Annotated in this window: 21 protein-coding genes and 1 rRNA gene; 7 read left to right on the top strand and 15 right to left on the bottom strand. The window is 72.6% G+C overall.

All coding sequences use genetic code 11. The annotated features are described in order from the left end of the window. The first annotated feature begins 11 nt into the window (after positions 1 to 11). On the top strand, positions 12 to 389 hold the full coding sequence (locus ACWEFJ_RS21455; RefSeq protein ID WP_378092247.1) for a hypothetical protein: 378 nt from the start codon (positions 12 to 14) through the stop codon (positions 387 to 389). Positions 390 to 513: 124 nt separating this feature from the next. Beyond that, on the top strand, positions 514 to 2,646 hold the full coding sequence (locus tag ACWEFJ_RS21450) for a transglycosylase domain-containing protein (protein WP_449714797.1): 2,133 nt from the start codon (positions 514 to 516) through the stop codon (positions 2,644 to 2,646). A 453-nt stretch (positions 2,647 to 3,099) separates the two neighbouring features. On the opposite strand, the gene ACWEFJ_RS21445 is transcribed toward ACWEFJ_RS21450, so the two are convergent. Then, positions 3,100 to 3,855: a DeoR/GlpR family DNA-binding transcription regulator gene (locus tag ACWEFJ_RS21445; protein WP_378092251.1), complete on the bottom strand. Its 756-nt coding sequence runs from the start codon at positions 3,853 to 3,855 to the stop codon at positions 3,100 to 3,102. A 114-nt stretch (positions 3,856 to 3,969) separates the two neighbouring features. Between ACWEFJ_RS21445 and ACWEFJ_RS21440 the strand changes: the two genes are divergently transcribed. Next, on the top strand, positions 3,970 to 4,710 hold the full coding sequence (locus ACWEFJ_RS21440; protein ID WP_378092253.1) for an SIS domain-containing protein: 741 nt from the start codon (positions 3,970 to 3,972) through the stop codon (positions 4,708 to 4,710). A gap of 62 nt (positions 4,711 to 4,772) precedes the next feature. Then, positions 4,773 to 6,344 carry a penicillin-binding transpeptidase domain-containing protein gene (locus ACWEFJ_RS21435; RefSeq protein ID WP_449714796.1) on the top strand — a complete coding sequence of 524 codons (1,572 nt, stop codon included), beginning with the start codon at positions 4,773 to 4,775 and terminating at the stop codon, positions 6,342 to 6,344. Here ACWEFJ_RS21435 and ACWEFJ_RS21430 read toward each other — a convergent pair. The 6 genes from ACWEFJ_RS21430 to ACWEFJ_RS21405 form a co-directional block, all read right to left on the bottom strand. Further along, entirely contained in the window at positions 6,248 to 8,224 is a 1,977-nt protein-coding gene (locus ACWEFJ_RS21430; RefSeq protein WP_378092257.1) for an ABC transporter ATP-binding protein, read from the bottom strand. The two genes, ACWEFJ_RS21435 and ACWEFJ_RS21430, sit on opposite strands and share 97 nt — an antisense overlap. Before the next feature lie 351 nt (positions 8,225 to 8,575). Continuing rightward, the gene (locus ACWEFJ_RS21425; protein ID WP_449714795.1) at positions 8,576 to 9,733 is read right to left on the bottom strand and encodes an RNA polymerase sigma factor; all 1,158 of its coding nucleotides are present in this window, start codon (positions 9,731 to 9,733) and stop codon (positions 8,576 to 8,578) included. Continuing rightward, positions 9,730 to 10,137 carry a YciI family protein gene (locus ACWEFJ_RS21420; RefSeq protein ID WP_449714794.1) on the bottom strand — a complete coding sequence of 136 codons (408 nt, stop codon included), beginning with the start codon at positions 10,135 to 10,137 and terminating at the stop codon, positions 9,730 to 9,732. The genes ACWEFJ_RS21425 and ACWEFJ_RS21420 overlap by 4 nt, the downstream gene beginning before the upstream one ends. A 338-nt stretch (positions 10,138 to 10,475) precedes the next feature. Next, positions 10,476 to 11,288 (bottom strand): enoyl-CoA hydratase/isomerase family protein, encoded by an 813-nt coding sequence (locus tag ACWEFJ_RS21415; protein WP_449714793.1) that lies wholly within the window; start codon positions 11,286 to 11,288, stop codon positions 10,476 to 10,478. A 66-nt stretch (positions 11,289 to 11,354) separates the two neighbouring features. Continuing rightward, complete coding sequence (locus tag ACWEFJ_RS21410; protein ID WP_015103570.1) at positions 11,355 to 11,564, bottom strand: helix-turn-helix domain-containing protein; 210 nt, start codon at positions 11,562 to 11,564, stop codon at positions 11,355 to 11,357. A 177-nt stretch (positions 11,565 to 11,741) separates the two neighbouring features. After that, positions 11,742 to 13,370: an ABC-F family ATP-binding cassette domain-containing protein gene (locus tag ACWEFJ_RS21405; RefSeq protein WP_378092265.1), complete on the bottom strand. Its 1,629-nt coding sequence runs from the start codon at positions 13,368 to 13,370 to the stop codon at positions 11,742 to 11,744. A gap of 141 nt (positions 13,371 to 13,511) precedes the next feature. On the opposite strand from ACWEFJ_RS21405, the gene ACWEFJ_RS21400 reads away from it, so the two are divergent. After that, positions 13,512 to 14,285, top strand: a complete 774-nt coding sequence (locus tag ACWEFJ_RS21400; RefSeq protein ID WP_378092267.1) for an SDR family oxidoreductase — start codon at positions 13,512 to 13,514, stop codon at positions 14,283 to 14,285. Positions 14,286 to 14,892: 607 nt separating this feature from the next. On the opposite strand, the gene ACWEFJ_RS21395 is transcribed toward ACWEFJ_RS21400, so the two are convergent. The 5 genes from ACWEFJ_RS21395 to ACWEFJ_RS21375 form a co-directional block, all read right to left on the bottom strand. Next, positions 14,893 to 15,315 carry a hypothetical protein gene (locus ACWEFJ_RS21395; RefSeq protein ID WP_378092269.1) on the bottom strand — a complete coding sequence of 141 codons (423 nt, stop codon included), beginning with the start codon at positions 15,313 to 15,315 and terminating at the stop codon, positions 14,893 to 14,895. Beyond that, positions 15,302 to 15,823, bottom strand: a complete 522-nt coding sequence (locus tag ACWEFJ_RS21390; protein WP_378092271.1) for a SigE family RNA polymerase sigma factor — start codon at positions 15,821 to 15,823, stop codon at positions 15,302 to 15,304. Before ACWEFJ_RS21390 ends, ACWEFJ_RS21395 begins: the two co-directional genes overlap by 14 nt. 4 nt (positions 15,824 to 15,827) lie before the next feature. After that, entirely contained in the window at positions 15,828 to 16,220 is a 393-nt protein-coding gene (locus tag ACWEFJ_RS21385; RefSeq protein WP_449714792.1) for a hypothetical protein, read from the bottom strand. Positions 16,221 to 16,300: 80 nt separating this feature from the next. After that, the gene (locus tag ACWEFJ_RS21380; RefSeq protein ID WP_449714791.1) at positions 16,301 to 16,981 is read right to left on the bottom strand and encodes an acVLRF1 family peptidyl-tRNA hydrolase; all 681 of its coding nucleotides are present in this window, start codon (positions 16,979 to 16,981) and stop codon (positions 16,301 to 16,303) included. After that, positions 16,978 to 17,547 carry a hypothetical protein gene (locus tag ACWEFJ_RS21375; protein ID WP_449714790.1) on the bottom strand — a complete coding sequence of 190 codons (570 nt, stop codon included), beginning with the start codon at positions 17,545 to 17,547 and terminating at the stop codon, positions 16,978 to 16,980. The genes ACWEFJ_RS21380 and ACWEFJ_RS21375 overlap by 4 nt, the downstream gene beginning before the upstream one ends. Before the next feature lie 319 nt (positions 17,548 to 17,866). On the opposite strand from ACWEFJ_RS21375, the gene ACWEFJ_RS21370 reads away from it, so the two are divergent. Continuing rightward, the gene (locus ACWEFJ_RS21370) at positions 17,867 to 18,844 is read left to right on the top strand and encodes a hypothetical protein (RefSeq protein WP_378092279.1); all 978 of its coding nucleotides are present in this window, start codon (positions 17,867 to 17,869) and stop codon (positions 18,842 to 18,844) included. A gap of 52 nt (positions 18,845 to 18,896) precedes the next feature. Here ACWEFJ_RS21370 and ACWEFJ_RS21365 read toward each other — a convergent pair whose 3' ends face one another. Together ACWEFJ_RS21365 and ACWEFJ_RS21360 are read right to left on the bottom strand one after the other, a co-directional pair. Next, the gene (locus tag ACWEFJ_RS21365; RefSeq protein ID WP_449714853.1) at positions 18,897 to 21,650 is read right to left on the bottom strand and encodes a S8 family serine peptidase; all 2,754 of its coding nucleotides are present in this window, start codon (positions 21,648 to 21,650) and stop codon (positions 18,897 to 18,899) included. Positions 21,651 to 21,830: 180 nt separating this feature from the next. Continuing rightward, positions 21,831 to 23,399: a deoxyguanosinetriphosphate triphosphohydrolase family protein gene (locus tag ACWEFJ_RS21360; RefSeq protein ID WP_449714789.1), complete on the bottom strand. Its 1,569-nt coding sequence runs from the start codon at positions 23,397 to 23,399 to the stop codon at positions 21,831 to 21,833. A gap of 71 nt (positions 23,400 to 23,470) precedes the next feature. Between ACWEFJ_RS21360 and ACWEFJ_RS21355 the strand changes: the two genes are divergently transcribed. Further along, the gene (locus tag ACWEFJ_RS21355) at positions 23,471 to 23,695 is read left to right on the top strand and encodes a hypothetical protein (RefSeq protein WP_449714788.1); all 225 of its coding nucleotides are present in this window, start codon (positions 23,471 to 23,473) and stop codon (positions 23,693 to 23,695) included. Between the two features lie 52 nt (positions 23,696 to 23,747). On the opposite strand, the gene rrf is transcribed toward ACWEFJ_RS21355, so the two are convergent. Continuing rightward, positions 23,748 to 23,818 (bottom strand): 5S ribosomal RNA (rrf, locus tag ACWEFJ_RS21350); the annotation flags it as partial.

The raw sequence follows: 23,818 nt of genomic DNA, 5'->3' as shown, positions 1-23,818 counted from the left end.
AGGTGAGGACCATGACCTCGACCCGAGTGGATTGGGAGCCGTTCATCGAGTCACTGCACGAGGCCGCCGGCCTGTGGGACCGCGGCCTGGCGTGCCGGGCGACCCGGCACGAGCTGGACGAGGAGGTCGACGCCGACCCGCCGCGGGTCGTGCCGATCACCGAGGCCGAGGCCGAACGCCTGATGCGCGCGGTCGCGTTCCTCGCCCGGCGGCTCAGCATGGCCGCCGAGTGCGTGGTCTACGAGACCGCGGAGTCGCGGCTGGAGCCCGCCGAGGGCGACCCGGCGGCGCAGGCGGACGCCCTGTCGCTGACCGCGCTGCACGCCGCCGCGATGCGGCACGCGGCCGACCTCGCCAGCGCCGCCTTCAACCGCTCCGACGCCGCGTAGACAAATGCCTCCACGAACGGGTGAACAATGCCCGGTCAAACATCGCGGCGGCATTGTCCGAGCGTTCCGGTGAAACCGGATCGGCGCAGGTTTCCGCCCCACGCCCGAGCGTAACTCCCGGGTCATGCGCACCGCCTCCCTCGCGAAACTCACCGGCCTCTGCCTGGTGGCCGGCCTGCTGCTCGCCGGGATGGCACTCCCGGTGGTCGCGGCGGCCGGCCTCGTCTCCAACCGGATGAGCGACCAGGTCGCCGTGACCACGCTCAGCATGCTGGAGACGCCGCCGCCGCTGATGACGACCATCACCGACAAGGACGGCGTCCCGTTCGCCTACCTCTACGACCAGTACCGGGTGCTCACGCCGCCGGACAAGGTGGCGCAGGCGATGAAGGACGCCCTGGTCGCCATCGAGGACCGCCGGTTCTACGAGCACAAGGGCGTCGACTGGCTGGCCACGCTGCGCGCCGCGTTCCGCAACCAGTCCGAGGGCAGCGTGTCGCAGGGCGCTTCGACGATCACGCAGCAGTACGTGAAGAACCACCTGGTGCACGTGCTGGAGCGGGAGAACGTCAGCGGGCAGGTGCAGGCGCAGGAGCAGACGATCGCCCGCAAGCTCCGCGAGGCGCGCATCGCGATGCAGCTCGAGACGCAGCTCAGCAAGGACGAGATCCTGTCGCGGTACCTGGACGTGGTGCCGTTCGGCGGCACGATCTACGGCGTCGCGGCGGCGTCGCAGGCGTACTTCGAGACCACGCCCGACCAGCTCACCGTGCCGCAGGCCGCGATGCTCGCGGGCATGGTCAACAGCCCGACGTTCCTCGACCCGGAAGCCCGCCCGGACAAGGCGATCGAGCGGCGCAACATGGTCATCGACCTGATGGCGGAGACCGGCAAGCTGTCGCGCGAGCAGGCCGAGGCGCACAAGCGCGCCCCGCTGGGGCTGGCCACGCCGGTGCGGCCGCTGCCCACCGGGTGCGTCGGGTCGGGGCCGGAGTACGGGTTCTTCTGCTCGTTCGTGGTGAACCACCTGACCCGCAACGGCTACTCGTTGAACGAGCTGAAGGTCGGCGGCTACACGATCCAGACCACTTTGGACCGCACGCTCACCGTCCAGGCCAAGCAGGCGGCGGAGGCGCAGGTGCCGAAGACCACGCCGGGCATCGCGAACACGATGGCGGTCGTGCGGCCGGGCAAGGACCGGCACGACGTCGTGGCGCTGGTCGCCAACCGCGACTACGGGCTCAAGCAGGACCAGTTCCAGACCCAGTTCGACCTGCCGAGCGGCGTGGAGAACAAGTTCGGCGCGGGATCGGTCTACAAGGTGTTCACGGCCGCGGCGGCGATGGAGAAGGGCACGGTGGGGATCGACAGCATCGTCGAGTCGCCCCCGTCGTACACCTCGCACGTGTTCCGCGGCGGCGCGCCCGGCTGCCCGGGCACCGGCGAGCCGTTCACGTACTGGTACTGCATGCGCAACCACGAGGGCAACTACCCGCCGCGGATGACGTTGACGGAGGCGTTGGCGACCTCGCCCAACACCGCGTTCGTGATCCTGGAGGAGAAGGTCGGGCTGGACGCGGTGGTCGACATGGCGTACCGGCTGGGGATGCGGGACACGTTGGCGACGAACATCGCGGGCGTGCCGCCGGATCCCAAGTCGAAGCACAAGGAGCTGCGCGTGACGCAGGCCGACTTCTACAAGCAGTCCGGGAACGCGTCGTTCACGCTGGGGCCCGCGCCGACGAACACGCTGGAGCTGGCGAACGTGGCGGCGACGTTGATGTCGGGCGGCACGTGGTGCCGGCCGACGCCGATCGTGAAGATCACCGACCGGAACGGCAAGGACGTGTCCTACACCGAGCCGCCGTGCGAGCAGGTGGTGGAGGAGGCGCTGGCGAACGCGCTGGCGGTCGGGATGAGCGGGGACGACAAGGACCGGGGCACCGCGGCGGCGTCGGCGAAGCAGTTCGGGTGGACCCGGCCGGCGCTGGGCAAGACCGGCACGACGGAGGAGTACAAGTCGGCGGCGTTCCTGGGCGCGACGCCGGACTACGCGGGCGCCGTGCAGGTGTTCAACGACAGCACGTCGCCGAGCGGCATCTGCGTCAACGCCGGCCCGCCGCGACTGTGCGGCGAGGGTGACATCTACGGCGGTACGCTGCCCGCGCGCACGTGGTTCGACCTGATGATGAAGGCGCACGCCGGCCTGCCGGAGAAACCGCTCCCCCCGGTGGAACCCCGCTACCGCCGCCCGTGAGAGGCGGGGCCTGGTCACACCATCGGGTGATCATGGGCCGAAAATGTACGGAAACACTGTTACCGTACATCGGTTGATATGACCGAGCCCTCGACCACCCCGGAGCGCCCACCACCCACCACCCACACCCCGGCGACCACCCCCCGCACCTCGCCACCCCCGCACCTCACCACCTTGCACCTCGCCACCCGCCGCCGTTGCCGGCCTCGCCACCGGATCTGGCCGGCCACCGCCCACCCGACCACACCGCCCGCCCCACCCCGGCACCGTCGCCGGGCCGACCCGCCGTCCTGCCACCGCCACCCGCCGCCCTGCCACCGCCACCCGCCGCCCTGCCACCGCCACCCGCCGTCCTGCCACCGCCACCCGCCGCCCTGCCACCGCCACGCGCCGCCGTCGCCCACCCCGCCGTTGCGCGCCCGCCGCGCCGAGCCCGCCCGCGAGCACGCGACCTCAGACCAGCCGCACCTCGACCCCGGCCTCCCGGATCCGCGCCACCTCGTCCTCCGGCGCGCCCGAGTCGGTGACCAGGACGTCGATCGCCCCCACCGGGCACACCCGGCCGAACGCGGAGCGCCCGAACTTGGAGCCGTCGACCGCCGCGATCACGCGCGTGGACGCCGCCACCGCCGCCCGCTTCACCGCACCCTCGGCCAGGTCGTGCGCCGACACCCCGTCGCGCGCGCTCAGCCCGCAGCTGCCCAGCACCATCGTGTCGAACCGCATGACCTCGAACGCGTGCTCGGCCAACGGCCCGACGAACGCCAACTCCCCCGGCCGGAGGTCGCCGCCCGGCAGCACGAGCCGCACGTGCCCCGCGCCCCGCAACGCGTCCACGGCGTGCAGCGACAGCGGCAGGACGGTCAGCCGCCGGTCGGTCAGCCGGCGCGCCACCTCGACCGCCGTGCTGCCGGCGTCGAGCACCACCGTCTCGCCGTCGTCCACCAGCGCCGCGACCGCGGCGGCGATGCGCCGCTTGGCCTCCAGTCGTTGCCGCGACCGCGCCGCGTACGGCGTCTCCTCCCCCGTCAGCACCCGCACCGCGGCACCGCGCACGCGGCGCAGCAACCCGTCGCGCTCCAGCACGTCGAGGTCGCGCCGCACGGTCATCTCCGACGTGCCCACCAGCTCCGCGAGCACGTTCACGGCCACCCGCTCACCGCCCCGCAGCCGCTCGAGGATCTTCTCGTGCCGCCGTGCAACATCCATGGCGTTCATTCGAACATCAAAAATGTTCACAGGTCAACACCCTGGCGGCCGGTGGGACGATCCGGTAGGACTGGGCCCCGGCACCGCGTTTGGTATAGACCACTGGAGGACCGCATGACGACCGAGCCCGTGACCGACACCGACTACGGCGACGTCGTGCGCAACCACCTGACCAGGGTGGAGCAGCAGAACGCGGCGGCCCTCGACGACGTGGCCGAGCTGGTGCTGGCCGGCGTCCGCGCGGACGGCATGGTGCTCACCGCCGGCGCCGGCCACTCCCTCGCCGCCGTCGCCGAGACCTTCTACCGCGCCGGCGGCCTGGCCTGCGTGCGCCCCCTCTACCACCCCGAACTGCTGCCGATGCACGGCGCGGTGAGCAGCACGTCCGCCGAACGCCGCTCCGGCCTGGCCGCCGAGGTCCTGCGCGACGCGCGCCTGGCCCCGCACGACGTGCTGTTCGTCTTCTCCACCTCGGGCGTGAACCCGTACCCGGTCGAACTCGCCGTCCTCGCCGCCGACGCCGGCTGCCCCGTGGTGGCGGTGACGTCGGTCGCGGCCGGCGCCCTCGCCCCCCGCCGCGCGGGCACGACCCTCGCCGAGAGCGCCACCGTGGTGCTGGACAACCTGGTCCCGCCCGGCGACGCGACCTACCCGCCCGCGAGCCCGGTCACCGCCGCCATCTCCACGATCGCGACCGCGTTCCTGTGGAACCTGCTGATGGTGCGCCTGTTCGACAAGGCCGCCGAGGCCGGCGTGGACCTGCCGCTGTGGCGCAGCGCGAACGTCGAGGGCGGCGACGCGGCCAACGCCGACCTGCTGCGCAAGTACCAGACCAGGGTGCCCCAGCTGGGCTGAACGGTTTTCACGAATCCTCCACACGATCGGGTTAGCCTCCGACCGTCGAGGGGGGTTCATCCGTGAACACGAGGACGAAGCGCTGGGTGCTGGCCGTCGGGGGTGTCACGGCGGTCGCCGTGATCGTGGCCGGCGTGATGGTGCTGCGGTCGGGCGGCGAGTCGGAGGCGGAGCGGGGACCGCAGCGGGTCGCTCCCGGCGTCGTCGCCCAGCAGTTCTTCACCGCGGTGATGTCCGGTCAGGCGGAACAGGCGGCCGCGCTCACCGACGCGGCGGACGCGGCCCGCACGACCATCACCCGCGTGCAGCAGGGCATGCCGGGCGCGTCGTTCCACGCGCAGCTCGGCCGGTTGCCGCAGGTCACGGACGGCACCACGACGACGTCGGTCGACGCGGACGTCACGTGGGCGCTACCCGGCGGTGTGCCGATGAAGTACGCGACCCGGGCCGAGCTGCGGTTGACGGGCGACCGGTGGCTGGTGCACTGGTCGCCGGCCGTGCTGCACCCGCAGCTCACCGAGGGCCAGAGCCTCGCCTACACCACGACGCCCGGCGACGGCGCGCTGCTCGACCGCAACGGGCAGCCGGTGCCGCCGGGGTTCGCGCCGGTGGTGATGGGGTCGGTGCGGCAGGCCGTCGGCGCGATGAAGGGCACGCCGGGCTGGCAGGTCGCGATCGTGGACGCGGCCGGCGCGCCGGTCACCGTGCTCCAGGAGCAGAAGGCCCAGGCCGCGCCGTCGACGACGGTGACGTTGGACCCGAGGACGCAGGCCGCCGCGCAGGCCGCGGTCGACCAGGTCGCGGGCCGGGCGGCGATGCTCGTGGCGATCCAGCCGTCGACCGGCGAGATCCTCGCGGTGGCGCAGAACGCGACGGCCGGGCAGGACCCGCTCGCGCTCTACGGCCACTACGAGCCGGGGTCCACGTTCAAGGTCGTCACGGCCACGGCGGCGTTGACCAACGGCCTGGCGACGGCCGACACGCCGGTCGAGTGCCCCGGCAAGGCGACCATCGGCACGCGGCAGATCACCAACGAGGACTCGTTCGAGCTGGGCACGGTGCCGCTGCGCCGGGCGTTCGCGGCGTCGTGCAACACCAGTTTCGGCGAGCTGGCGGCGTCCATGCCGGCGACGGCGCTGCCCGAGGCCGCCGCGTACTTCGGGCTGGCGTCGGACTTCACGGTCGCCGGCATCACGACCAACACCGGCAAGGTCCCGCCCGCCGAGTCGGTGCCCGCCCGGGTCGAGGCGGGCATCGGCCAGGGTCAGGTGCAGGCGACGCCGTTCGGCATGGCGCTGGTCGCGGCCACGGTCGCCAACGGCCGCACGCCCGTGCCGCGGCTGATCCGCGAGATCCCGACCGAGGGGCAACAGCCGACGGCGTTGCCGGGCGGGGTCGCGGGGGCGTTGCGCTCGATGATGGGCGAGGTCGTGACCGGCGGCACGGCCCGCGACCTCGCCGGTTACGGAGCGGTGCGAGGCAAGACCGGAACCGCCCAATTCGGTGACGGAACCCAGGCGCACGGGTGGTTCATCGGTTACCGGGGTGATCTCGCGTTCTCGGTGCTGGTGGTGAACGGCGGGTCGTCCAAGGTCGCCGTGGCCGCGACCGGCACGTTCCTCGGCGCGCTCTGAACGGCCTGGTCGAGCGCGGCGTCGACGGCCGTGTCGTCGAACTGCGTGCGGTGCAGCTCGGCGTAGCGGCCGTCGGCGGCCATCAGCTCGGTGTGCGTGCCGCGTTCCACGATGCGGCCGTCCTCCACGACGAGGATCTGGTCCGCCGCCCGGATGGTGGACAGCCGGTGGGCGATCACCAGCGCGGTCCGGCCGCGCAACGCCTCGGTCAGCGCGGCCTGCACCGCGACCTCCGACTCGGAGTCCAGGTGGGACGTCGCCTCGTCCAGGATCACCACGCGGGGCCGGGCCAGCAGCAGCCGGGCGATCGTGAGCCGTTGCCGTTCGCCTCCGGACAGCCGGTAGCCGCGTTCACCCACCACGGTGTCGAGCCCGTCCGGCAGTGACCCGACCAGGTGATCGAGGCGGGCGCGGCGCAACGCGTCCCACAGGTCGTCGTCGGTCGCGTCGGGACGCGGGTAGCTCAGGTTCGCCCGGATGGTGTCGTGGAAGAGGTGACCGTCCTGGGTGACGACGCCGACCGCGCCGCGCAGCGAGTCGAACGACAGGTCGCGGACGTCCACACCGGACAGCCGGACTGCGCCGGAGTCCACGTCGTACAGTCGCGGCACGAGCGTGGCGATGGTCGACTTGCCCGCGCCGGACGACCCGACGAGCGCCACGAGCTGCCCCGGCTCGGCCCGGAAGCTGATGCCGTGCAACACCTCCTCGCCGCCGCGCGTGTCCAGAGTGGCCACCGATTCCAGTGAGGCGAGGGAGACCTTGTCGGCGGCGGGGTAGGCGAACCGCACGTCGTCGAACTCCACCGACACCGGGCCGTCCGGCACGCGGCGCGGGTGGTCGGGTTCGGCGATCATCGGCTCGAGGTCGAGCACTTCGAACACGCGTTCGAACGAGACGAGCGCGGTCATCACGTCCACGCGGGCGTTGGCCAGCGCGGTGAGCGGCGTGTAGAGGCGCGTGAGCAGCAGCGCGAGCGACACGACGGTGCCCGCGGCCAGGTGACCGGTCAGCGCGAGGTAGCCGCCGAGTCCGTAGACCAGCGCTTGCGCCAGCGCCGACACCAGCGTGAGGCCGGTCATGAACCACCGGGTGGCCATCGCGGTGCGAACCCCGATGTCCCGCACCCGGGCCGCGCGCTCACTGAACTCGGCCACCTCGTCACCCGGTCGGCCGAACAACTTCACCAACGTGGCACCCGGAGCCGAGAACCGCTCGGTCATCTGGGTGGTCATGCCCGCGTTCAGCGTGGCCGCCTCGCGCTGGAGGTCCGCCATCCGGCTGCCCATGCGACGGGCCGGGATCACGAACACGGGCAGCAACAGCAGCGCGAGCGCGGTCACCTGCCACGAAAGGGTGAACATCACGCCGAGGGAGAGGCCCAACTGGATGACGTTCGTGACGACGCCCGACAGCGTCGACGTGAACGCCCGCTGCGCGCCGATCACGTCGTTGTTCAGCCGGCTCACCAACGCGCCCGTGCGCGTCCGGGTGAAGAACGCGATCGGCATGCGCTGGACGTGCTCGTACACGGCGCGGCGCAGGTCGTGGATCAACCCCTCCCCGATCCGCGCCGACTGCCACCGCTCGACCAGCCCGAGCCCCGCGTCCACCACCGCGATGCCCGCGATCGCCACCGCCAGCCACACGACGACCGACACGTCCCGCCCGCCGACGATGGCGTCCACCACCCGTCCGGCGAGCACCGGCGTGCTGACCGCGAGCACCGCCGACACCACCGTGAGCAGCAGGAACAGCACCAACTTCGCCCGGTGCGGACCGGCGAAGCCGAGCACTCGCCGCAACGTCCCCGGCCGCACCGCGTTGGGCGCGTCGGAAGCCCGCATCGCGCTGCGCATCAATCCCCACGAACCGTCCACGACGAACGGTAACGCCGGCGGCACTCCCGACGTTCCCCGTTCGTGTGCAGGCAGACAGCCGCAGGCACGGTCCGCGCACATCCCGCAGACGCGGTGGCGTGACGGACGGCGCGGTCGGGGGTTCGCCACGTTCACGGGTTCGGCGCGATCACGGTCGGCCGGGTCAGCTGTCGGCGGGTCGGCCGGGTCGGCGTGGCGGGGTGGTCGAGGGCTCGGTCATATCAACCGAGGTGCGGTAACAGCGTTTCCGTACATTTTGGCCCGGATCTCACCCGATCGTGTTCCGCCGAGATCGAGGGCAACTCTCCGACCTGCGGAAACGTCTCAAGCCACCCCGTCGACCGCACCGGCTCAACGTCCACGGAGGACGTTGAGCCGGGCGGCCTGGCGGGTCAGGTGGGCGCGCTCGGCGAGGTTGGTCGCCTTCCCGGCCGCCTCGACGTACAGCCGTGCCGCCGTCGCCAGGTCGCCGTCCCGTTCGTGCAGGTACGCCGCCACCGCGGTGTACCTCGGCAGCGAGGTGTCGAGTTCCGCGAGCGCCGCCAGGCCCGCCCGCGCGCCGTCGGCCTCACCCACCGCGACCGCCCGGTTGAGCCGGACGACCGGGCTGTCGGTCAGGCGCGCCAGCTCGTCGTACCACTCGACGATCTGCACCCAGTCGGTCTCCTCGGCGGTGGGCGCGTCGGCGTGCAGCGCCGCGATGGCGGCTTGGGCCTGGAACTCGCCCAACCGGTCGCGGGCGAGGGCGGTTTGCAGGATTTCGATGCCCTCGGCGATCGCGGCGGTGTCCCACCGGCTCCGGTCCTGCTCGGCCAGGGGGACGAGGTCGCCGTCCGGCGTGGTCCGGGCGGCGCGCCGGGCGTGGTGGAGCAGCATGAGCGCGAGCAGGCCCGCGACCTCGGGGTGGTCGATCGCGGCGGCGAGTTGCCTGGTCAGGCGGATCGCCTCGGCGGCGAGGTCGACGTCGCCCGAGTAGCCCTCGTTGAACACCAGGTAGAGGACGCGCAGCACGGTGGCGACGTCGCCCGGTTGGTCGAACCGCACGCCGGAGACGGTGCGCTTGGCGCGGCTGATGCGTTGCGCCATGGTGGTTTCCGGCACCAGGTACGCCTCGGCGATCTGCCGGGTCGTCAAGCCGCCGACGGCGCGCAGCGTGAGCGCGACCGCCGACGACGGCGTCAGCGACGGGTGGGCGCACAGGAAGTAGAGCTGCAGCGTGTCGTCCACTTCGGGCGCGGGTCCGGCCGGGGGTTCCTCGTGGACCTGGTCCTCGCGTCGCCGGCGGGCGTCCTCGGCGCGGGTCGCGTCGAGGAACCGCCGCCAGGCCACGGTGACCAGCCACCCCTTCGGGTCCCGCGGCTGGTCGGCGGGCCAGACGCGGATCGCCTCGACCAGCGCGTCCTGCACGGCGTCCTCGGCCGCCGCGAAGTCGGCTCCGCGGCGGACGAGGATCGCGAGGACGCTCGGCGTGAGGCTCCGCAGCAGGGCCTCGTCCACGTGCGACGTCATTCCGTGATGGTGGGCGGCTCGGTGAGGAACGGGCGCAGTTCGAGCCACTCGTGGATCGGCTCGCCGTTCGCGCCGGGCGCGGCGGACAGGAGGCCGGCCAGTTCGACGGCGCGCTCGTAGCTGTCGACGTCGATCGCCATCCAGCCGGCGATCAGGTCCTTCGTCTCGGCGAACGGGCCGTCGGTGACCGGCGGGCGGCCTTCGCCGTCGTACCGGACGAACGTGCCCTCCGGGGCGAGCGCCTGGGCGTCGACGAACTCGCCGGACTCCTTGAGCCGGTCGGCGAAGTCGTTCATGTACTTGATGTGCGCCGTGACCTCCTCCGGCGTCCACCGGTCCATCGGCACGTTGTTCACCGCGTCGGGAGCGCCGCGGTAGTGCTTGAGGAGCAGGTACTTGGCCATCGTCGTCTCCTTGGTGCTCTTGCGACCCGTTCTGGCTCGCTTACACCCCTGGGACGGAGCCGGCCGCGGGTTCTCGACATCGTCCGGCGAAGTTCGCGGAGATTTTTTCGCGGCTCGGGTGGATCGGCGGTTCCCTGGCTCGGGCGGTGTGCGAAGTGGGAGGTGTGCGGAGTGGGAGGTGTGCGGGGGCGGTGGTGGTTGGAGGCGGGTGGGGGTGGGTTGGCACGGCGGGGTGGTCGAGGGCTCGTCATAATCAACCGAGGTGCGGTAACAGTGTTTCCGTACACTTTTGGCCGGATCTCACCCGATCGTGTTTGAGCCCGAGGTGGAAGTGCTGGTCAGGACTGGCCGGTCAGGGCGGACAGCTCGGCGAGGCGGCGTAGTTGGGCCTCGCGCTCGGCGCGGAGCTGGTCCTCCTCGCCGGCGCCGTCCGCGGCCGACGCGAGCAGTGCCAGGGTCTCGCGCACCGCGCCCGGCATCGGCTTGAGCACCTGGGCGACCAGGTCGTCGACCGCGGTGTCCAGTTCGTCGGCGGGCACGACGGAGTTCGCCAGGCCGATCCGCAGCGCTTCCTCGGCGCCCACGCGCCGACCGGTCAGGCAGATCTCGGCCGCGCGCGCGTACCCGACCAGGCGCACCAGGGGCAACGTGCCGCCCAGGTCGGGCACCAGGCCGAGGGAGGTCTCGGCCATGCAGAACTTGACGTCGTCCGCGGCCACGCGGAAGTCGCACGCGAGGGCGAGCTGGAAGCCCGCGCCGATCGCGTGCCCGCGCACGGCGGCGACCGTCACCCTGGCCGGGTCGCGCAGCCAGCGGAAGCCTTCCTGGAACTCCGCGATCAGCGCCGCGCCGGCCTCGGGTCCGCGTCGGGTGACGTCCGGCAGACCGGGCTCGCCCTCCACCGGCGCGCCGGTGAACATGCGCCGGTCGAGCCCGGCGGAGAAGGCACGACCGGAACCCCGGACGACCACGACGCGGACGTCCGGGCCCAGGTGCTCGCCGATCGTCCGCAACGCCACCCAGGTCGAGGGCGTCTGTGCGTTCAGCACGTCGGGACGGTCGAGCGTGATCGTCGCGCGCGGTCCGTCGACGACGAGCCGCACGCCTCCGCGTTCCAGCAGGCCGGCGTCGATGGTGGTCGGTGCCGACATGCGCGAACCTCCGGGTTTCGTCAGGCGTCGTCTCTCCTCGACGCCGTGTGGTTACCGGAGGGTAGCTTACTTCTTCTTCGTGCGGGTGGCGCCACCGCGACCGCGCAGCTGCACACCGGATTCGCTGAGCACCCGGTGCACGAAGCCGTAGGAGCGTCCGGTCGACTCGGCCAATGCCCGGATGCTCGCGCCCTTTTCGTACTTCTTCTTCAGGTCAGCGGCCAGCTTGTCCCGCGTGGCGCCGGTGATCCGGGCGCCCTTCTTCAGGTCAGCCACCTTGTCCCGCCTTCCGTAGACAGCAGGTCGGGCCTTCGTAAGCCCCTGTCGTCGCAATGATCGAACACGAAGACCAAGAACGCCAGGTGATCAAGCGAAATGATCTGCGAGCGGTCGTTCGATCACCGACGGTCGACCAATGCTCACGTTGCGGGGCCGGCGGCGGAATCCCTTGGGTCAGGCCAACTGCACGAGTTCCAGGTACTCCTGGGACCAGTGGTCCTCCGTGCCGTCGGGCAGCAGGATCACCCGCTCGGGCTCAAGCGCCTCGACCGCGCCGGGGTCGTGCGTGACCAGGACGACCGCGCCCTCGTAGCGGCGCAGCGCGTCGAGCACCTGCTCGCGGCTGGCCGGGTCGAGGTTGTTCGTCGGCTCGTCCAGCAGCAGCACGTTCGCCGCGCTCGACACGAGGCCGGCCAGCGCGAGCCGGGTCTTCTCGCCGCCGGACAGCGTGCCCGCGGGCTGGTCGAGCTGCTCGCCGCTGAACAGGAACGTGCCCAGCAGCGAGCGCAACTGCTGTTCGGGCACGTCGGGCGCGGCGTGGCGGATGTTCTGCCAGACCGTGGCCTGGTGGTCGAGGGTCTCGTGCTCCTGGGCGAAGTAGCCGAGCTTGAGGCCGTGGCCCTTGACCACCTCGCCGCTGTCGGGCCGTTCCATGGAGCCGATGAGCCGCAGCAGGGTGGTCTTGCCCGCGCCGTTCAGCCCGAGGATGACCACGCGCGACCCGCGGTCGATGGCCAGGTCGACGCCGGTGAAGACCTCCAGCGAGCCGTAGGACTTGCTCAGGCCCTCGGCGGTCAGCGGTGTCTTGCCGCACGGGGCGGGCTGCGGGAAGCGGATCTTGGCGACCTTGTCGGCCTGGCGGGTGTCCTCCAGGCCGGCCAGCAGCTTCTCGGCGCGGCGGGCCATGTTCTGCGCGGCGACGGCCTTGGTCGCCTTCGCGCGCATCTTGTCGGCCTGCGCCATGAGCGCGCCGGCCTTCTTCTCCGCGTTGGCGCGTTCGCGGCGGCGGCGCTTCTCGTCCGCGGCCCGGGCTTCGAGGTACTTCTTCCAGCCCATGTTGTAGATGTCGACCTCGCCGCGGGTGGCGTCGAGGAACCACACCTTGTTCACGACGTCGTCCAGCAGCTCGACGTCGTGGCTGATCACGACCAGGCCGCCCTCGTGGGACTTGAGGAACCCGCGCAGCCACGCGATCGAGTCGGCGTCGAGGTGGTTGGTCGGCTCGTCGATCAGCAGGATGGTGCTGGACTTGGTGCCGACGCCGCCCTCGGAGGCGGCGAACAGGATGCGGGCCAGCTCGACGCGGCGGCGCTGACCGCCGGACAGCGTGCGCAGCGGCTGGGCGAGCACGCGGTCGGCCAGGCCGAGGTTGGCGCAGATGCGGGCGGCTTCGCTCTCGGCGGCGTACCCGCCCAGGGCGGCGAACCGCTCTTCGAGGCGGCCGTACTTGCGGACGGCGGTCTGCAGCTCGTCGTCGTCCACCAGCTCGGCCATCGTGGACTGCATCTTCTCCATGTCGCGGAGCAGCTGGTCCAGGCCGCGGGCGGACAGGACGCGGTCCTTGGCGATGACCGACAGGTCGCCTTCGCGGGGGTCCTGCGGCAGGTAGCCCAGCTCGCCGGTGCGACGCACGTCGCCCGCGTACGGCTGGCCTTCGCCGGCGAGGACGCGCAGGGAGGTGGTCTTGCCGGCGCCGTTGCGGCCGACGAGGCCGATGCGGTCGCCCGGTTGGACGCGCAGGGTGGCGCCGGACAGCAGGACGCGCGAGCCCGCGCGCAACTCGAGATCGGTTGCGGTGATCAAGTTTTACTCCGGGGATGTGGTCGTGCGAGGTCGACGGCGCGGCTGGCGCGGGACCTACTCGATCAGAACGACCACGTGCCCAGTCTACGGGGTGCGCGCCACCGGATTAGCCCGGTGTGTCCACCGGCATAGATTGCCGCTATGACTTCGGACTTCACGGGCAGGGCGGCCCTGGTCACGGGCGCCAGTCGGGGCATCGGGCACGGCATCGCGCTGGAGCTGCTGTCGCGCGGCGCGTCGGTGACCATCACGTCGCGCAAGGCGGAGGCGGTGACGGCGGCGGCCGAGTCGCTCGCCGCCACGGCGGGCGTCTCACCCGATCGTGTGCTGGCGGTGCCGGGGAACGCGGGCAGCGCCGAGGACCGGGCGCGGGCCGTCGAGGAGACGGTGGCGCGGTTCGGCCGGCTGGACGTGCTGGTGAACAACACCGGCATCAACCCGGTGTTCGGGGCGTTGGTGGACGCGGACCTGGACGCGGTGCGGAAGATCTTCGACGTCAACGTGGTGGCCGCGCTGGGGTTCGTGCAGTTGGCGTGGAAGGCGTGGATGGCCGAGCACGGCGGCGCAGTGGTGAACATCGCGTCGGTGGGCGGGCTGCGGTCGACCGGGGTGATCGGGGCGTACGGGGCGAGCAAGGCGGCGTTGATCCGGTTGACGGAGGAGCTGGCCTGGCAGCTCGGGCCGAAGGTGCGGGTGAACGCGGTGGCGCCGGCGGTGGTGAAGACGCGGTTCGCGGAGGCGCTCTACACCGGGCGCGAGGAGGAGGCGGCGGCGTTGTACCCGATGAAGCGGCTCGGGTCGCCGGAGGACGTGGCGCGGTTGGTCGCGTTCCTGGCGTCGGACGCGGCGGGGTGGATCACCGGGGAGACGGTGCGGGTGGACGGCGGGCTGCTGGCGACCGGCAGCCTGGGTTAGGCCCGTGTTCCAGCTGTGGCGTGGCCGGATGGCGACGGCGGCGACGGCGATGGTGGCCCGGTAGCGGACGGCGGGTTCGTCGGCCCGGGTGGCCGCCGCCCGCTGCCGCGCGAACAGGCGCCTTCCACCGGATGCCGTCGATGAGCTGCCGCTCGCTCCACTTCGGCGGACGACCCGGCCTGCGGCCGACGGGCACCAGCGGTCGCAGCAGCGCCCCCTGCGCGTCGGTCGGGTCGTGCCGCTGCACCGGCCACGAGGTCTCCGGTGTCGGGTTTGCCCGGTCGCCAACCTGCGTTCCGGGCACCGATACGCCGCCCGTCACCTCACCGGTGAAGCACGACCTGGGCACGCCGGGGCGAGGGTGTCGCGGGACGGGGACCGGCGCGGTTCACCCGACCCGCTCGGACCGCACCGGGATCCCGCGCGCGAAGACCGGACGACCGCCGCGTTCCGGACCACGTGCGGGCGTTCCGCCAGGCCGCGGGCGTCACCGTGCGCCGGGTGCCGACCGACAACGGCTACCGCCACCGCTCGCACCCGCGGCATCCCGCCGGTGGTCGCGGGAGAGGCCGGGCGCGGTCGGCATGGCCTGTGGCCCGGGGGGAGGTCACAGGCGGGTGGTTTGTGGCGGGCCGGCGGTCACGGTGGTCGTCCTGGTCCACGTCGGGGAGTCCGGGCTCGTGGTGATGTGCTCGGGTAAGGGGGTGGTCGAGGTCGGTGTCGGTGGCACGGTCGTCGAGGACCTCTCCGGCTGCGTGGCGGGGGTCGTCGTGGCCGGGCGGCTGGTGGAGCTGCCCGGCCCCGGGGGGACGGCCGGGTCGTTGTCGGAGCCGTGCGAGGGCTGGTTGAGGGCGAACGCGATCACCACCGCGACCACCGCGGTGCCGGTGCCGGTCGCGGCCACGGCGTAGGTCCTGCGACGTTTCCGCACGCCGACGCCCCGGTGGACGATGTCCATCGCACCGAACGTGCGCGGCACGGGTTGGGTGTTCAGTTCCTCGAACATCTTCTTCAGCTCATCCTCGAGCACCGCGCGTCACCTCCTCCCACAACGGGCCGAACGCCGGTCCCAGCCTCTGCCGCAGCGCCTTGAGGCCGCGGTTCGTGTTGCTCTTCACCGTGCCCACCGAGCAGCGGAGGGCGGCGGCCGTCTCCTCCACTCCCAGGTCGTGCCAGTACCGCAGCACGAGCGTCGCCCGCTGCTTGGCCGGCACGGCGCTCAACGCCTGCCACACCACCAGCCTGTCCTCGCTCAACGAGTCCTCCGCCGGCACCTCCGGCACGACGTCGGTGAGCTTCTCCCGTTTCCACCGGGCCCGGCGGCGTTCGGCGAGGAACGTGCGCACCACGATCTGCCGGAGGTAGGCGTCCAACCCGTCGCGCCGCGCCAGCCGCGGCCCGGCCAGGTAGAGCTTGAGGAACGCGGACTGCACCACGTCTTCGGCCTCGTGGTGGTTGCCGCACAACAGGAACGCGGTGAAGCGCATCGAGTCGGCGCACCGGTCGAAGAAGTGGGTGAACTCCGCGTCCCAGTTCACGCCGTCAGCGCTCCGCGGACACCGTCGTGGGCGTGGGCAGCGGCGGCGATGTCGCCGGGAACGACGCCCCGGGCGACGTGGTCCACGCGGTGGTCGCCGGCGGGCTGGTGGTGGGCCGGTCGCCGCCGGGGCTCGTGGTCACCGTGGGGCGCGGGGTCACCTCGATCGACGTGGGCGACGGCGTGACCTCGACCGACGTGGGCCGCGGCGTGACCTCGACCGACGTGGGCGACGGGGTCACCGCGACCGGCGACGTCGTCACCGTCGAGGTGGTGGCCGGCGGCGTGGTGGACACGGGCGCCTCGTCGCCCCCGCCGGACGCCAACGCGGTCCCGGCCACGGCGATGCCGCCGAGCACGACGGCACCCGCCGCCAGCACGAGTCGTTTGCGCAGCAAGACTGCTCCTCGGGTTCGGGGACCACCGCGGTTCGGGGGTTCCTCACCCCTATCCATGCGGTCGGGGCGGTCGGGGGTTGTCACGAATTCCCGGCCGGTTCCCGGACCACGACCTCCACCGCCCGCGCCCGCAGCGCCGCCTCCTCCAGCACCGCCCGCCGCGGCTCCGGCACGTCCAACACGCGCGGTGACGCGAGCGCGAACACCTCCGCCAGCCGGCGGTCGTCCCGCAGGGCGTCCAACGCCTGGCGGTCGCCACCGAGCACGACGGCGTCCAGCGAGCCGACCCGGGGGGCCAGCACCCGGGCCGCGTCGTCCGCCGCGGCCCGCAGGGCGACCCGCGCCTGCCCCTCCCGACGCCGCGCGAACCGCTGCTGCGACCACCCGCCCGCCTTGTTGCGCCCGTGCACCTGCCGGCTGTCCGTGGCCGACACGAGCACCACACCGTCCCGCGCCACCCCGACGCTGTGCCCGCCGAGCCGCACCAGCAGCAACCCCACCACCCGGGACGCGGACGCGTGCGCCAGCAGGCCGTCGAGGACCAGGCCGTCGAACACGCCCGGGGAGCCGAACGCGCCGAACGCGGCCGCCACCGAGGCCGTCGCGCCGTCCGCCGCCGTGACCAGGACCCGGTCCGGCGCCACGGACGTCGAGGTCACGCCGCCGTGCCGGGCGGCGAACCGGGAGAACCACCCGTCCAGGCGTTCCGGGGCGACCTCCACCGCCCGTCCGCCGCCGGCGACCGGGCGGACCCTGCTCATGCCACCGCGACCCAGACCGGCAGCGGGTGGCCGCACTCGGCGGGCGCGAGCCGCTGCACCGCCCCGAACCCGGCGTCGGTGAGCGCGGCGGCCACCTGCTCGGGCGACAGCACCCGGTGCCGGGTGGACACGGTGTTGGCCACCTCCCACGTCTCCGCGCCGCGCACGAGCCGCACGACCTCCAGGGCGTAGGACTCGCCGTCGGCCGCCCAGTCCCACAGCTGCACGGTCACCTGCCGGTCGGGTCCGCGCCCGGACACCTTCGGCGGCGGCGCGGTGGGCCGCAGCGGTCCGAGCTTGTCCAGCTCGGGGACGGCGGCGACGAACAGGCCGCCGGGCCGCAGCGCCGCCCGGGCGAGCCGCAGCGCCTGGTCGAGCGCGTTCTCGTGGGCCAGGCGGGGCAGCAGGTCGTCGCCCGCGCGGACGACGTCTACCGGCGGGCCGCCGTGGTGCCGCGCGACGTCGAGCAGGTCGAGCACCGCGTGGGGGCCCGCGCCGAGCACGGCGGCGGCGACCCCGGTCAGCGGGTCCTCCGGCAGGGGCACGAGGTCCTGGGCGGCCGTCACCGGGCACACAGTAGGCCCAACGGATCACCGCACGCCAACGGCCCGTGGCCGGCGGGGCGAACGGGATCGGCCGAACGGGCACCGCCCGTACCAGGACCGAAGGGGCCGACGCCAGGACACCGAAGCGGCCGTTGCACAATGTTACCGGCGGGTTTACAAAGGGAAGAGCACGGATGTTCACCACTTGACAGAACGATGCCCATCCCAGTGAACTCGTAACCCGTACGGCCCAACCAATGACTCCGCTCGGAAGGCACCAACGCCCTGCGTTGGCGGGTAGGGTCACTGGGGCGTGATCTCATGACAGCGGGGAGTCACAATGACCAACGCTGCCGGTCGACCCAACCTGTCCGTCGACGAACTCGACTCGACGGGCCACGGCAGTCTTGCGCAGCTTCTCACCACGGGACCGTTCCCGGAGGCGCTGAGAGCGGCGATCAAAGCGAGCAGGCTGAGCCTCGACCGCATCCAGCACCGGCTCGCGCTGCGCGGGGTCACCATCAGCGTCGCGACGCTGAGCTACTGGCAGTCCGGCAGGCGCCGGCCCGAGCGGCCCGAGTCGCTGGAGGCGCTGCGCCACCTGGAGACCGTGCTGGGCGTGCCGCAGGCGGGCCTGTCCGCGCTGCTCGGCCCGCCGCGGCCCCGGGGCAGGCGGTCCCGGCCGACCACCATGATGCCGATCGACGCGCTGTGGGCGCGCCGCGAGCGGGTGGCGAACCTGCTCACCCAGGTGGACACGTCGTCGGACGTCAAGCTGGGCCGGATCAGCCAGCACGACCGGATCGAGATCGCCGCGGACGGCGGTCAGCGCTCGGTGTGGGTGCGGCAGATCCTGCGCGCGGAGCAGGACGGCCCGGACCGCTGGGCGCTGGTGTTCGAGACCGAGCAGGCGAACGTGCTGCCGCAGGTGGTGAACCTGCGCAACTGCCACCTCGGCCGCGTGGTCGAGGACACCGAGGCCAACATCATGGCCGCCGAGATGATGTTCGACCGGCCCCTGACCAGGGGCGAGACCATCATCATGGAGTACGAGCTGCTGTTCGCCGAGGGGCACTACCCGGCGGGCAACAACACGTTCGCCCGCAAGTTCCGGCTGCCGGTGCGCGAGTACGTGATCGAGGTGCGGTTCGACCAGTCGAACCTGCCCGCCCGCTGCCAGCAGTTCAGCGTGCCCGCCGGTGACGACACCCCGTCGCGGCGCCGGAACCTGGCCCTGGACGCGGCCGGTGGCGTGCACGCCGTGGCGCTCGGGTTCGGGCCCGGCGTGTTCGGCATCCGCTGGGAGTGGCCGAAGTAACACGGACCGGAAAGGGCCCCGGGAGCGCGCTCCCGGGGCCCTTTCCCGTCACTCAGACGTAACCGTTGATCTTCAGCGAGACCGAGCGGATCGAGCCGCGGTCGGACGCGGCCGTGTCCACGACCTTGAACGTCCACGTGCCGTCGACCGGCTCGGCGAGCAGCGCGCCCAGCGCGGTGGTGGGCCGCCACGTGCCGGTGAACGGCGCGAGGTTGCTGGTCACCGACGAGAACGGCTGCGCGGCGGAGTCGTCGAACACGACCTGGCACAGGTTGTTGCCGCTGGAGCCGTTGCGCTGGAACACCGTCGCCGTGGCGCCGGACGGCGAGGTCAGCGTGCCGACCAGGTCGCCGACGAACGTGTGGTCGATGCCGACGCCCGTCGCGCCGATGTCGGCGCTGCAGGTGCCGCCGTCGACGGTGAACACGATCTTCGAGCCGCGGCCGACGCCGCTGACCGGGATCTGCACCGAGGCGCCGGTGGCGTCGTTGTCCGGGATGGCCACGACCGGCCCGGTGTAGGCGAACGTCTTCGCGTCGCGGGACGGCTCGCCGACGTTCAACGCGAACGAGGCGGTCGTCGGCGACGTCGACCCGGCGAACGTCACCCGCGCGTCCAGCCGCACCGCCGAGCCCACACCCGCGGACGCGGGCACGGTCACCTTGAACGTGTTGGTCACCGTCTGGCCGACCTCGACGTTGCCGTAGTACTTCGACCGCGGCGCGATCGTCACGCCCGCGGTGGGCGTGGTGAGCACGACGCTGGTCGACGCGGCGGTGCCGTCACCGGAGTTGACCACCGGCACGGTGACCGTCGCCGTGGTGCCCGGCTTGAGGTACTGGCTGCCGTCGGCGTCGTTGACCACGGACGGCTTCGCCGCCTTCGCCAGCGGCTGCGGCGACGCGCCGGTGTAGGCCAGCACCAGGTCGGCGCGCACGACGCCCGCCCCGGTCCGGTTGTCCGTGCCCGCCTCGGCGATGTCGATCGCGGTGGCGGTCAACGCCTGCCGCACCTCGGCGGGCGACAGGCCGGGGTTGCCGGACAGCACCAGGCCCGCGATGGCGGCGGCGTTCGGCGCGGACGCCGACGTGCCGAAGAACGGGTTGAACCCGGCCACGCTGGTCTGCACGCCGTCCGCGGCGGTCACGTCGGGCTTCTGCCGCACCTCCGGGCTCGGGGTGCCGTCGGGCGCGAAGAACACCCGGCGCGGGCCGTCGGAGGTGAACCGCTCCGGCTTCTGGGTGCCGTCGAACGCGTTCGGGAACGGGCCGCGCGGGTTGGCCGGGTCGCCCGGCTCCAGGTCGAACGGCAGCGGGTTGTTCGCCGGGGCCGCCGCGACGCTGATCGCGCCCTTGGCCGCGGAGTGGCCGCGGGTCACGCCGGGCGTGGCGAACTTCTTCAGCCCGTCCGCGGAGTCCTTGAAGCGGCCGCCCAGGGCGGACAGCGCCAGGTACTTGTCCTCGCCGCGGAACTTCACCACGGCCAACCGCAGGCCGGACGCGCTCGCGGGCGTGGTCAGCCGCTCGTACGGGTCCTGGGTGCCGTCCTGCACGCCCTGGCTGAACGCCACCACGTTGCCCTGCGAGTTCGTCAGGTACAGGTCGTAGTCGTTGAACGACGAGGCCAGCGGGTCGGACCAGAACAGCGTCACGGGCACGTTGCCGGAGCTGTCGGACAGCGGGTTGAACACCTGCTTGGCGTTCGGCGCGGGGTCGAAGTCGTGGGCGGTGCCGGCGAACTTGCCGATGCCGACGCCGGAGTCGACGAACTGGCCCTCCCAGTGGCCGGACGTGCCGTCGGCGACGTTGCCCTCGTTGCCGGCGGAGGAGAAGAACAGCGCGCCGTCCGCGGCGACCGCGTCCACGGCCCGCGCGATCACGCCGTCCTGGAACGGCGACTCGTTGAAGTACAGGATGTCGTCCACGATCACGTCGCAGCCGAGCTGGAAGCGCAGGGCGCGGATGTTGTCGGCGAAGCTCGCGTCGCCGTTGATCGCGGTGGCGAAGCCGAGGCTCGCGTTCGGCGCGATGTCGTGGAGGATCTCCAGCATCGCGGTGCCCTCGTTGCCGGAGCCCTCCTGACCGGGGAGGACCTCGACGCCCGCGGGCAGCTCGCCGGCGGCCTGCGAGGTGGCCAGCGAGTCGACGCCGTCGGACAGCGCGCACAGCTTCACACCGGTGCCGGTGACGCGGAACTGGTCGCGGGCGGTGTCGGCGGCGTGCGCCCGGTCGCCTTCGCCGGTCCGCACGGCCTGCGGCCCGACCAGGGCCTCCAGGGTGCGGGCCTCGATCTCGCGGGCCTTGTCCTCCTTGGAGGGCGCGGGATCGGCCTTGCGGTCCTGCTTGTTGAACGTCTTGTACTCGACCGCGGTCTCCACGCGACGCACGTCGCCGCGGGCGGAGAGGCTGGTCAGCGCGTTGAGCGGCAGCTGCGCGCGGACCGTCCCGCCCTCGGTGGACACCGAGCGGATGCCGCCGCCCGCGGCCTTCACGGCCGAGACCAGCTCGTCGGTGACCTTGACCGCGCGGATGTCCACGAGAACGGTGTTTCCGCTGTGGACCGCGACCCCCGTCTGCAGCGCGGGGAGCCGGTTGAACGTGGTGGCGCTCGACCGGCGGCGCTGCTCGACCACGAGCGCGCTGTCCACCTTGGACTCGGCCGCGGTGAGCGACTTCTTGATGTCCTGCAACGCCGCGATCTGCGCGGCGGTCCTCTCCTCGACGCCCTTGGACGCCTTGGTCGGGTCGGCGGTGGCGGGCGACGTGACGCCCACCGTCAGCAGCACGGCGGCCCCCGCCGCGATCAGCGCGTTTCTTCGTGAACGACGTTCCGGTGAGCGCACAGGCGTCTCCCCCAGCTCGTGCGTGCCCCCGACGCACGCGACCTGCGATCGGATGTCTCCGACCGAGGGGTCAACGTATTGCGCACGGCCAAGTACCGTCTGCCACCGTTCGGCCTACTTCTCAGACCGTGAATCCATCACATTTCACAGTACAAAAGCATCTGTCCACAGCTGACCGGTCCGCCCGGACAGCGCGTCGAGCAGCGCCGCGGCCTGGTTGTCGGTCAGCGAGGCGATGAAGTCGACCACCGCCCGGCCACGGGCCAGCGCCCGGACGGCGTCCGGCCCGGACGGCGTCTCCCCCGTGGCCCCGACCAGCACGGACGGGTCCGTCCGGGCGAGCGTCGCGTACTCCTCGCCCGCCAACTCGACCAGGTCGTGCAGCCGCCGCGGCAGCCGGTTCGCCTCGTGCCGGTCGGTGACCCACTGCTCCAGCGCCTCGACCAGCGCGGTGAGCAGCCGCGCCTGGCCGCGCTGGTGCAGCGCCAGGTCGGGGCGCTGCAGCACGAACCGGCGGTGCACGAACTTCAGCACCTGCACCTCGTGCCACTGCGGCACGGCCAGCACCACGTGCCCGGACCGGGTCGTCGGCTCCTCGACGACGCCCACCGAGTCCACCAGGCGACGCGTCCACCGCGCCGAGAACCCGGCGACGGCCTGCTCCGCCTCCACCGAGCCGTCGAACGGCACCGCCAGCAGGCCGTCCACCAGCTCGGCGCGCACCTTCGCCACCGCGTGCGCGAACGCGTCGTCGTCCACCGCCCACGAGTCCTTCGCGTGCAGCCGGCGGCGCAGCGCCTCCAGCGAACGACCCGGCCGGCGTTCCTGGGCGGCCAGGTCGGCCGCGCTCAGCCCCGCCAGCTCCACCGCCCGGTCCAGCCACGTGTTCAGCTCGGCCGACACCGTCGCGTGCTGGAGCACGCCCACGCGGTGGAAGTCCTCCAGGTCGTGGATGGCGTAGGCGATGTCGTCCGCGGTGTCCATGACCGACGCCTCGACCGTCTGCTGCCACGGCTCCACCCGGCCCGCGTAGCACGCACGGGCCTGCTCCACGTCCTCCAGCTCGGTGACGTAGGCGGAGAACTTGCTGGAACCGGTGCCCGGCGCGTCCACCGGTTCGGCCGCGCCGCGCGGCGGGGCGGGCAGGTCCCGCGGGTGCGGGGTCGGGTACGACAGGCGCGTCCACGGGTACTTCAGCATCGCCGCGCGCACCGCCACCGTCAGGTCGAGCCCGACCGCCGCCGGGCCGCGCACGTCCGTGGTCGTGACGATGCGGAACGACTGCGCGTTGCCCTCGAACCCGTCGGACAACCCGAACCGGTGCCGGGCCAGGCGGTCGAGCACCTCCTCGCCGAGGTGCCCGAACGGCGGGTGCCCGAGGTCGTGCGCCAACGACGCCGCCTCCACCACGTCCGGGTCGCAGCCGCCGAGCTTGTCCAGCAGGCTCGCCAGGTCGGCCCGCGCGGTGAGCCGCTCGGCGATCGCCCGCGCCGCCTGCGCCACCTTCAGGCTGTGCGTGAGCCGGTTGTGCACCAGCAGGCCGGAGCCGGTCGAGCTGACGACCTGCGTGACGCCGCCGAGCCGGGCGAAGAACGGCGAACTCGCCACGCGGTCCCGGTCGATCCGGAACGGGCTCGTGGCCAGGTCGGCCTGGACGGCGGCGTCCCCGCCGGAGCGGCGCAGGGTGCGGGGGTCGTCGGGGTCGTGGCGCATGGACGAGAACTTAGTCGCGGCCGAACGGCACACGCGCGGCGCTACCGTTGACCGGGCGGAGGGAGGCTGGCTTGGGGCGCGAGGAGCCGCGGCACCGGAACGCGTTCGTCGGTTCCGGCGAGTCGTTCGTCCAGGCGCGGGACGTGTCCGGCGGCATCCGCTTCCACCCGCTGCTGCCGGGGCAGCCCGAGCTGCTTCGTGATCGTGACCAGCCGCGACTCGCTCCCGGCGCTGCGGGTCCGCTACCACGCCCGCTGCGCCGACCGTTCATCTGCGTCGGCTCGGGTCAGAACTGAAAAAAGCCTTCAGGGGCACCCGACCAACCGGGTGCCCCTGAAGGCAAAGAATGCTCGGCGGCGTCCTACTCTCCCACACCCTCACGAGTGCAGTACCATCGGCGCTGGAAGGCTTAACTACCG

The organism is Actinosynnema sp. NPDC004786 (genome assembly GCF_053601135.1).
The sequence above is the reverse complement of the archived record's forward strand: the minus strand, read 5'-3'. Positions and strand labels throughout refer to the sequence as shown.

What these genes read in the sequence shown, in the direction of transcription:
- ACWEFJ_RS21425 (WP_449714795.1), bottom strand. Translation starts at nt 9,733, where the DNA reads ATGACGTCGCACGTGGACGAGGCCCTGCTGCGGAGCCTCACGCCGAGC.
- ACWEFJ_RS21415 (WP_449714793.1), bottom strand. Translation starts at nt 11,288, where the DNA reads ATGTCGGCACCGACCACCATCGACGCCGGCCTGCTGGAACGCGGAGGC.
- ACWEFJ_RS21445 (WP_378092251.1), bottom strand. Translation starts at nt 3,855, where the DNA reads ATGGATGTTGCACGGCGGCACGAGAAGATCCTCGAGCGGCTGCGGGGC.
- ACWEFJ_RS21380 (WP_449714791.1), bottom strand. Translation starts at nt 16,981, where the DNA reads ATGAGCAGGGTCCGCCCGGTCGCCGGCGGCGGACGGGCGGTGGAGGTC.
- ACWEFJ_RS21360 (WP_449714789.1), bottom strand. Translation starts at nt 23,399, where the DNA reads ATGCGCCACGACCCCGACGACCCCCGCACCCTGCGCCGCTCCGGCGGG.
- ACWEFJ_RS21370 (WP_378092279.1), top strand. Translation starts at nt 17,867, where the DNA reads ATGACCAACGCTGCCGGTCGACCCAACCTGTCCGTCGACGAACTCGAC.
- ACWEFJ_RS21450 (WP_449714797.1), top strand. Translation starts at nt 514, where the DNA reads ATGCGCACCGCCTCCCTCGCGAAACTCACCGGCCTCTGCCTGGTGGCC.
- ACWEFJ_RS21420 (WP_449714794.1), bottom strand. Translation starts at nt 10,137, where the DNA reads ATGGCCAAGTACCTGCTCCTCAAGCACTACCGCGGCGCTCCCGACGCG.
- ACWEFJ_RS21455 (WP_378092247.1), top strand. Translation starts at nt 12, where the DNA reads ATGACCTCGACCCGAGTGGATTGGGAGCCGTTCATCGAGTCACTGCAC.
- ACWEFJ_RS21440 (WP_378092253.1), top strand. Translation starts at nt 3,970, where the DNA reads ATGACGACCGAGCCCGTGACCGACACCGACTACGGCGACGTCGTGCGC.
- ACWEFJ_RS21400 (WP_378092267.1), top strand. Translation starts at nt 13,512, where the DNA reads ATGACTTCGGACTTCACGGGCAGGGCGGCCCTGGTCACGGGCGCCAGT.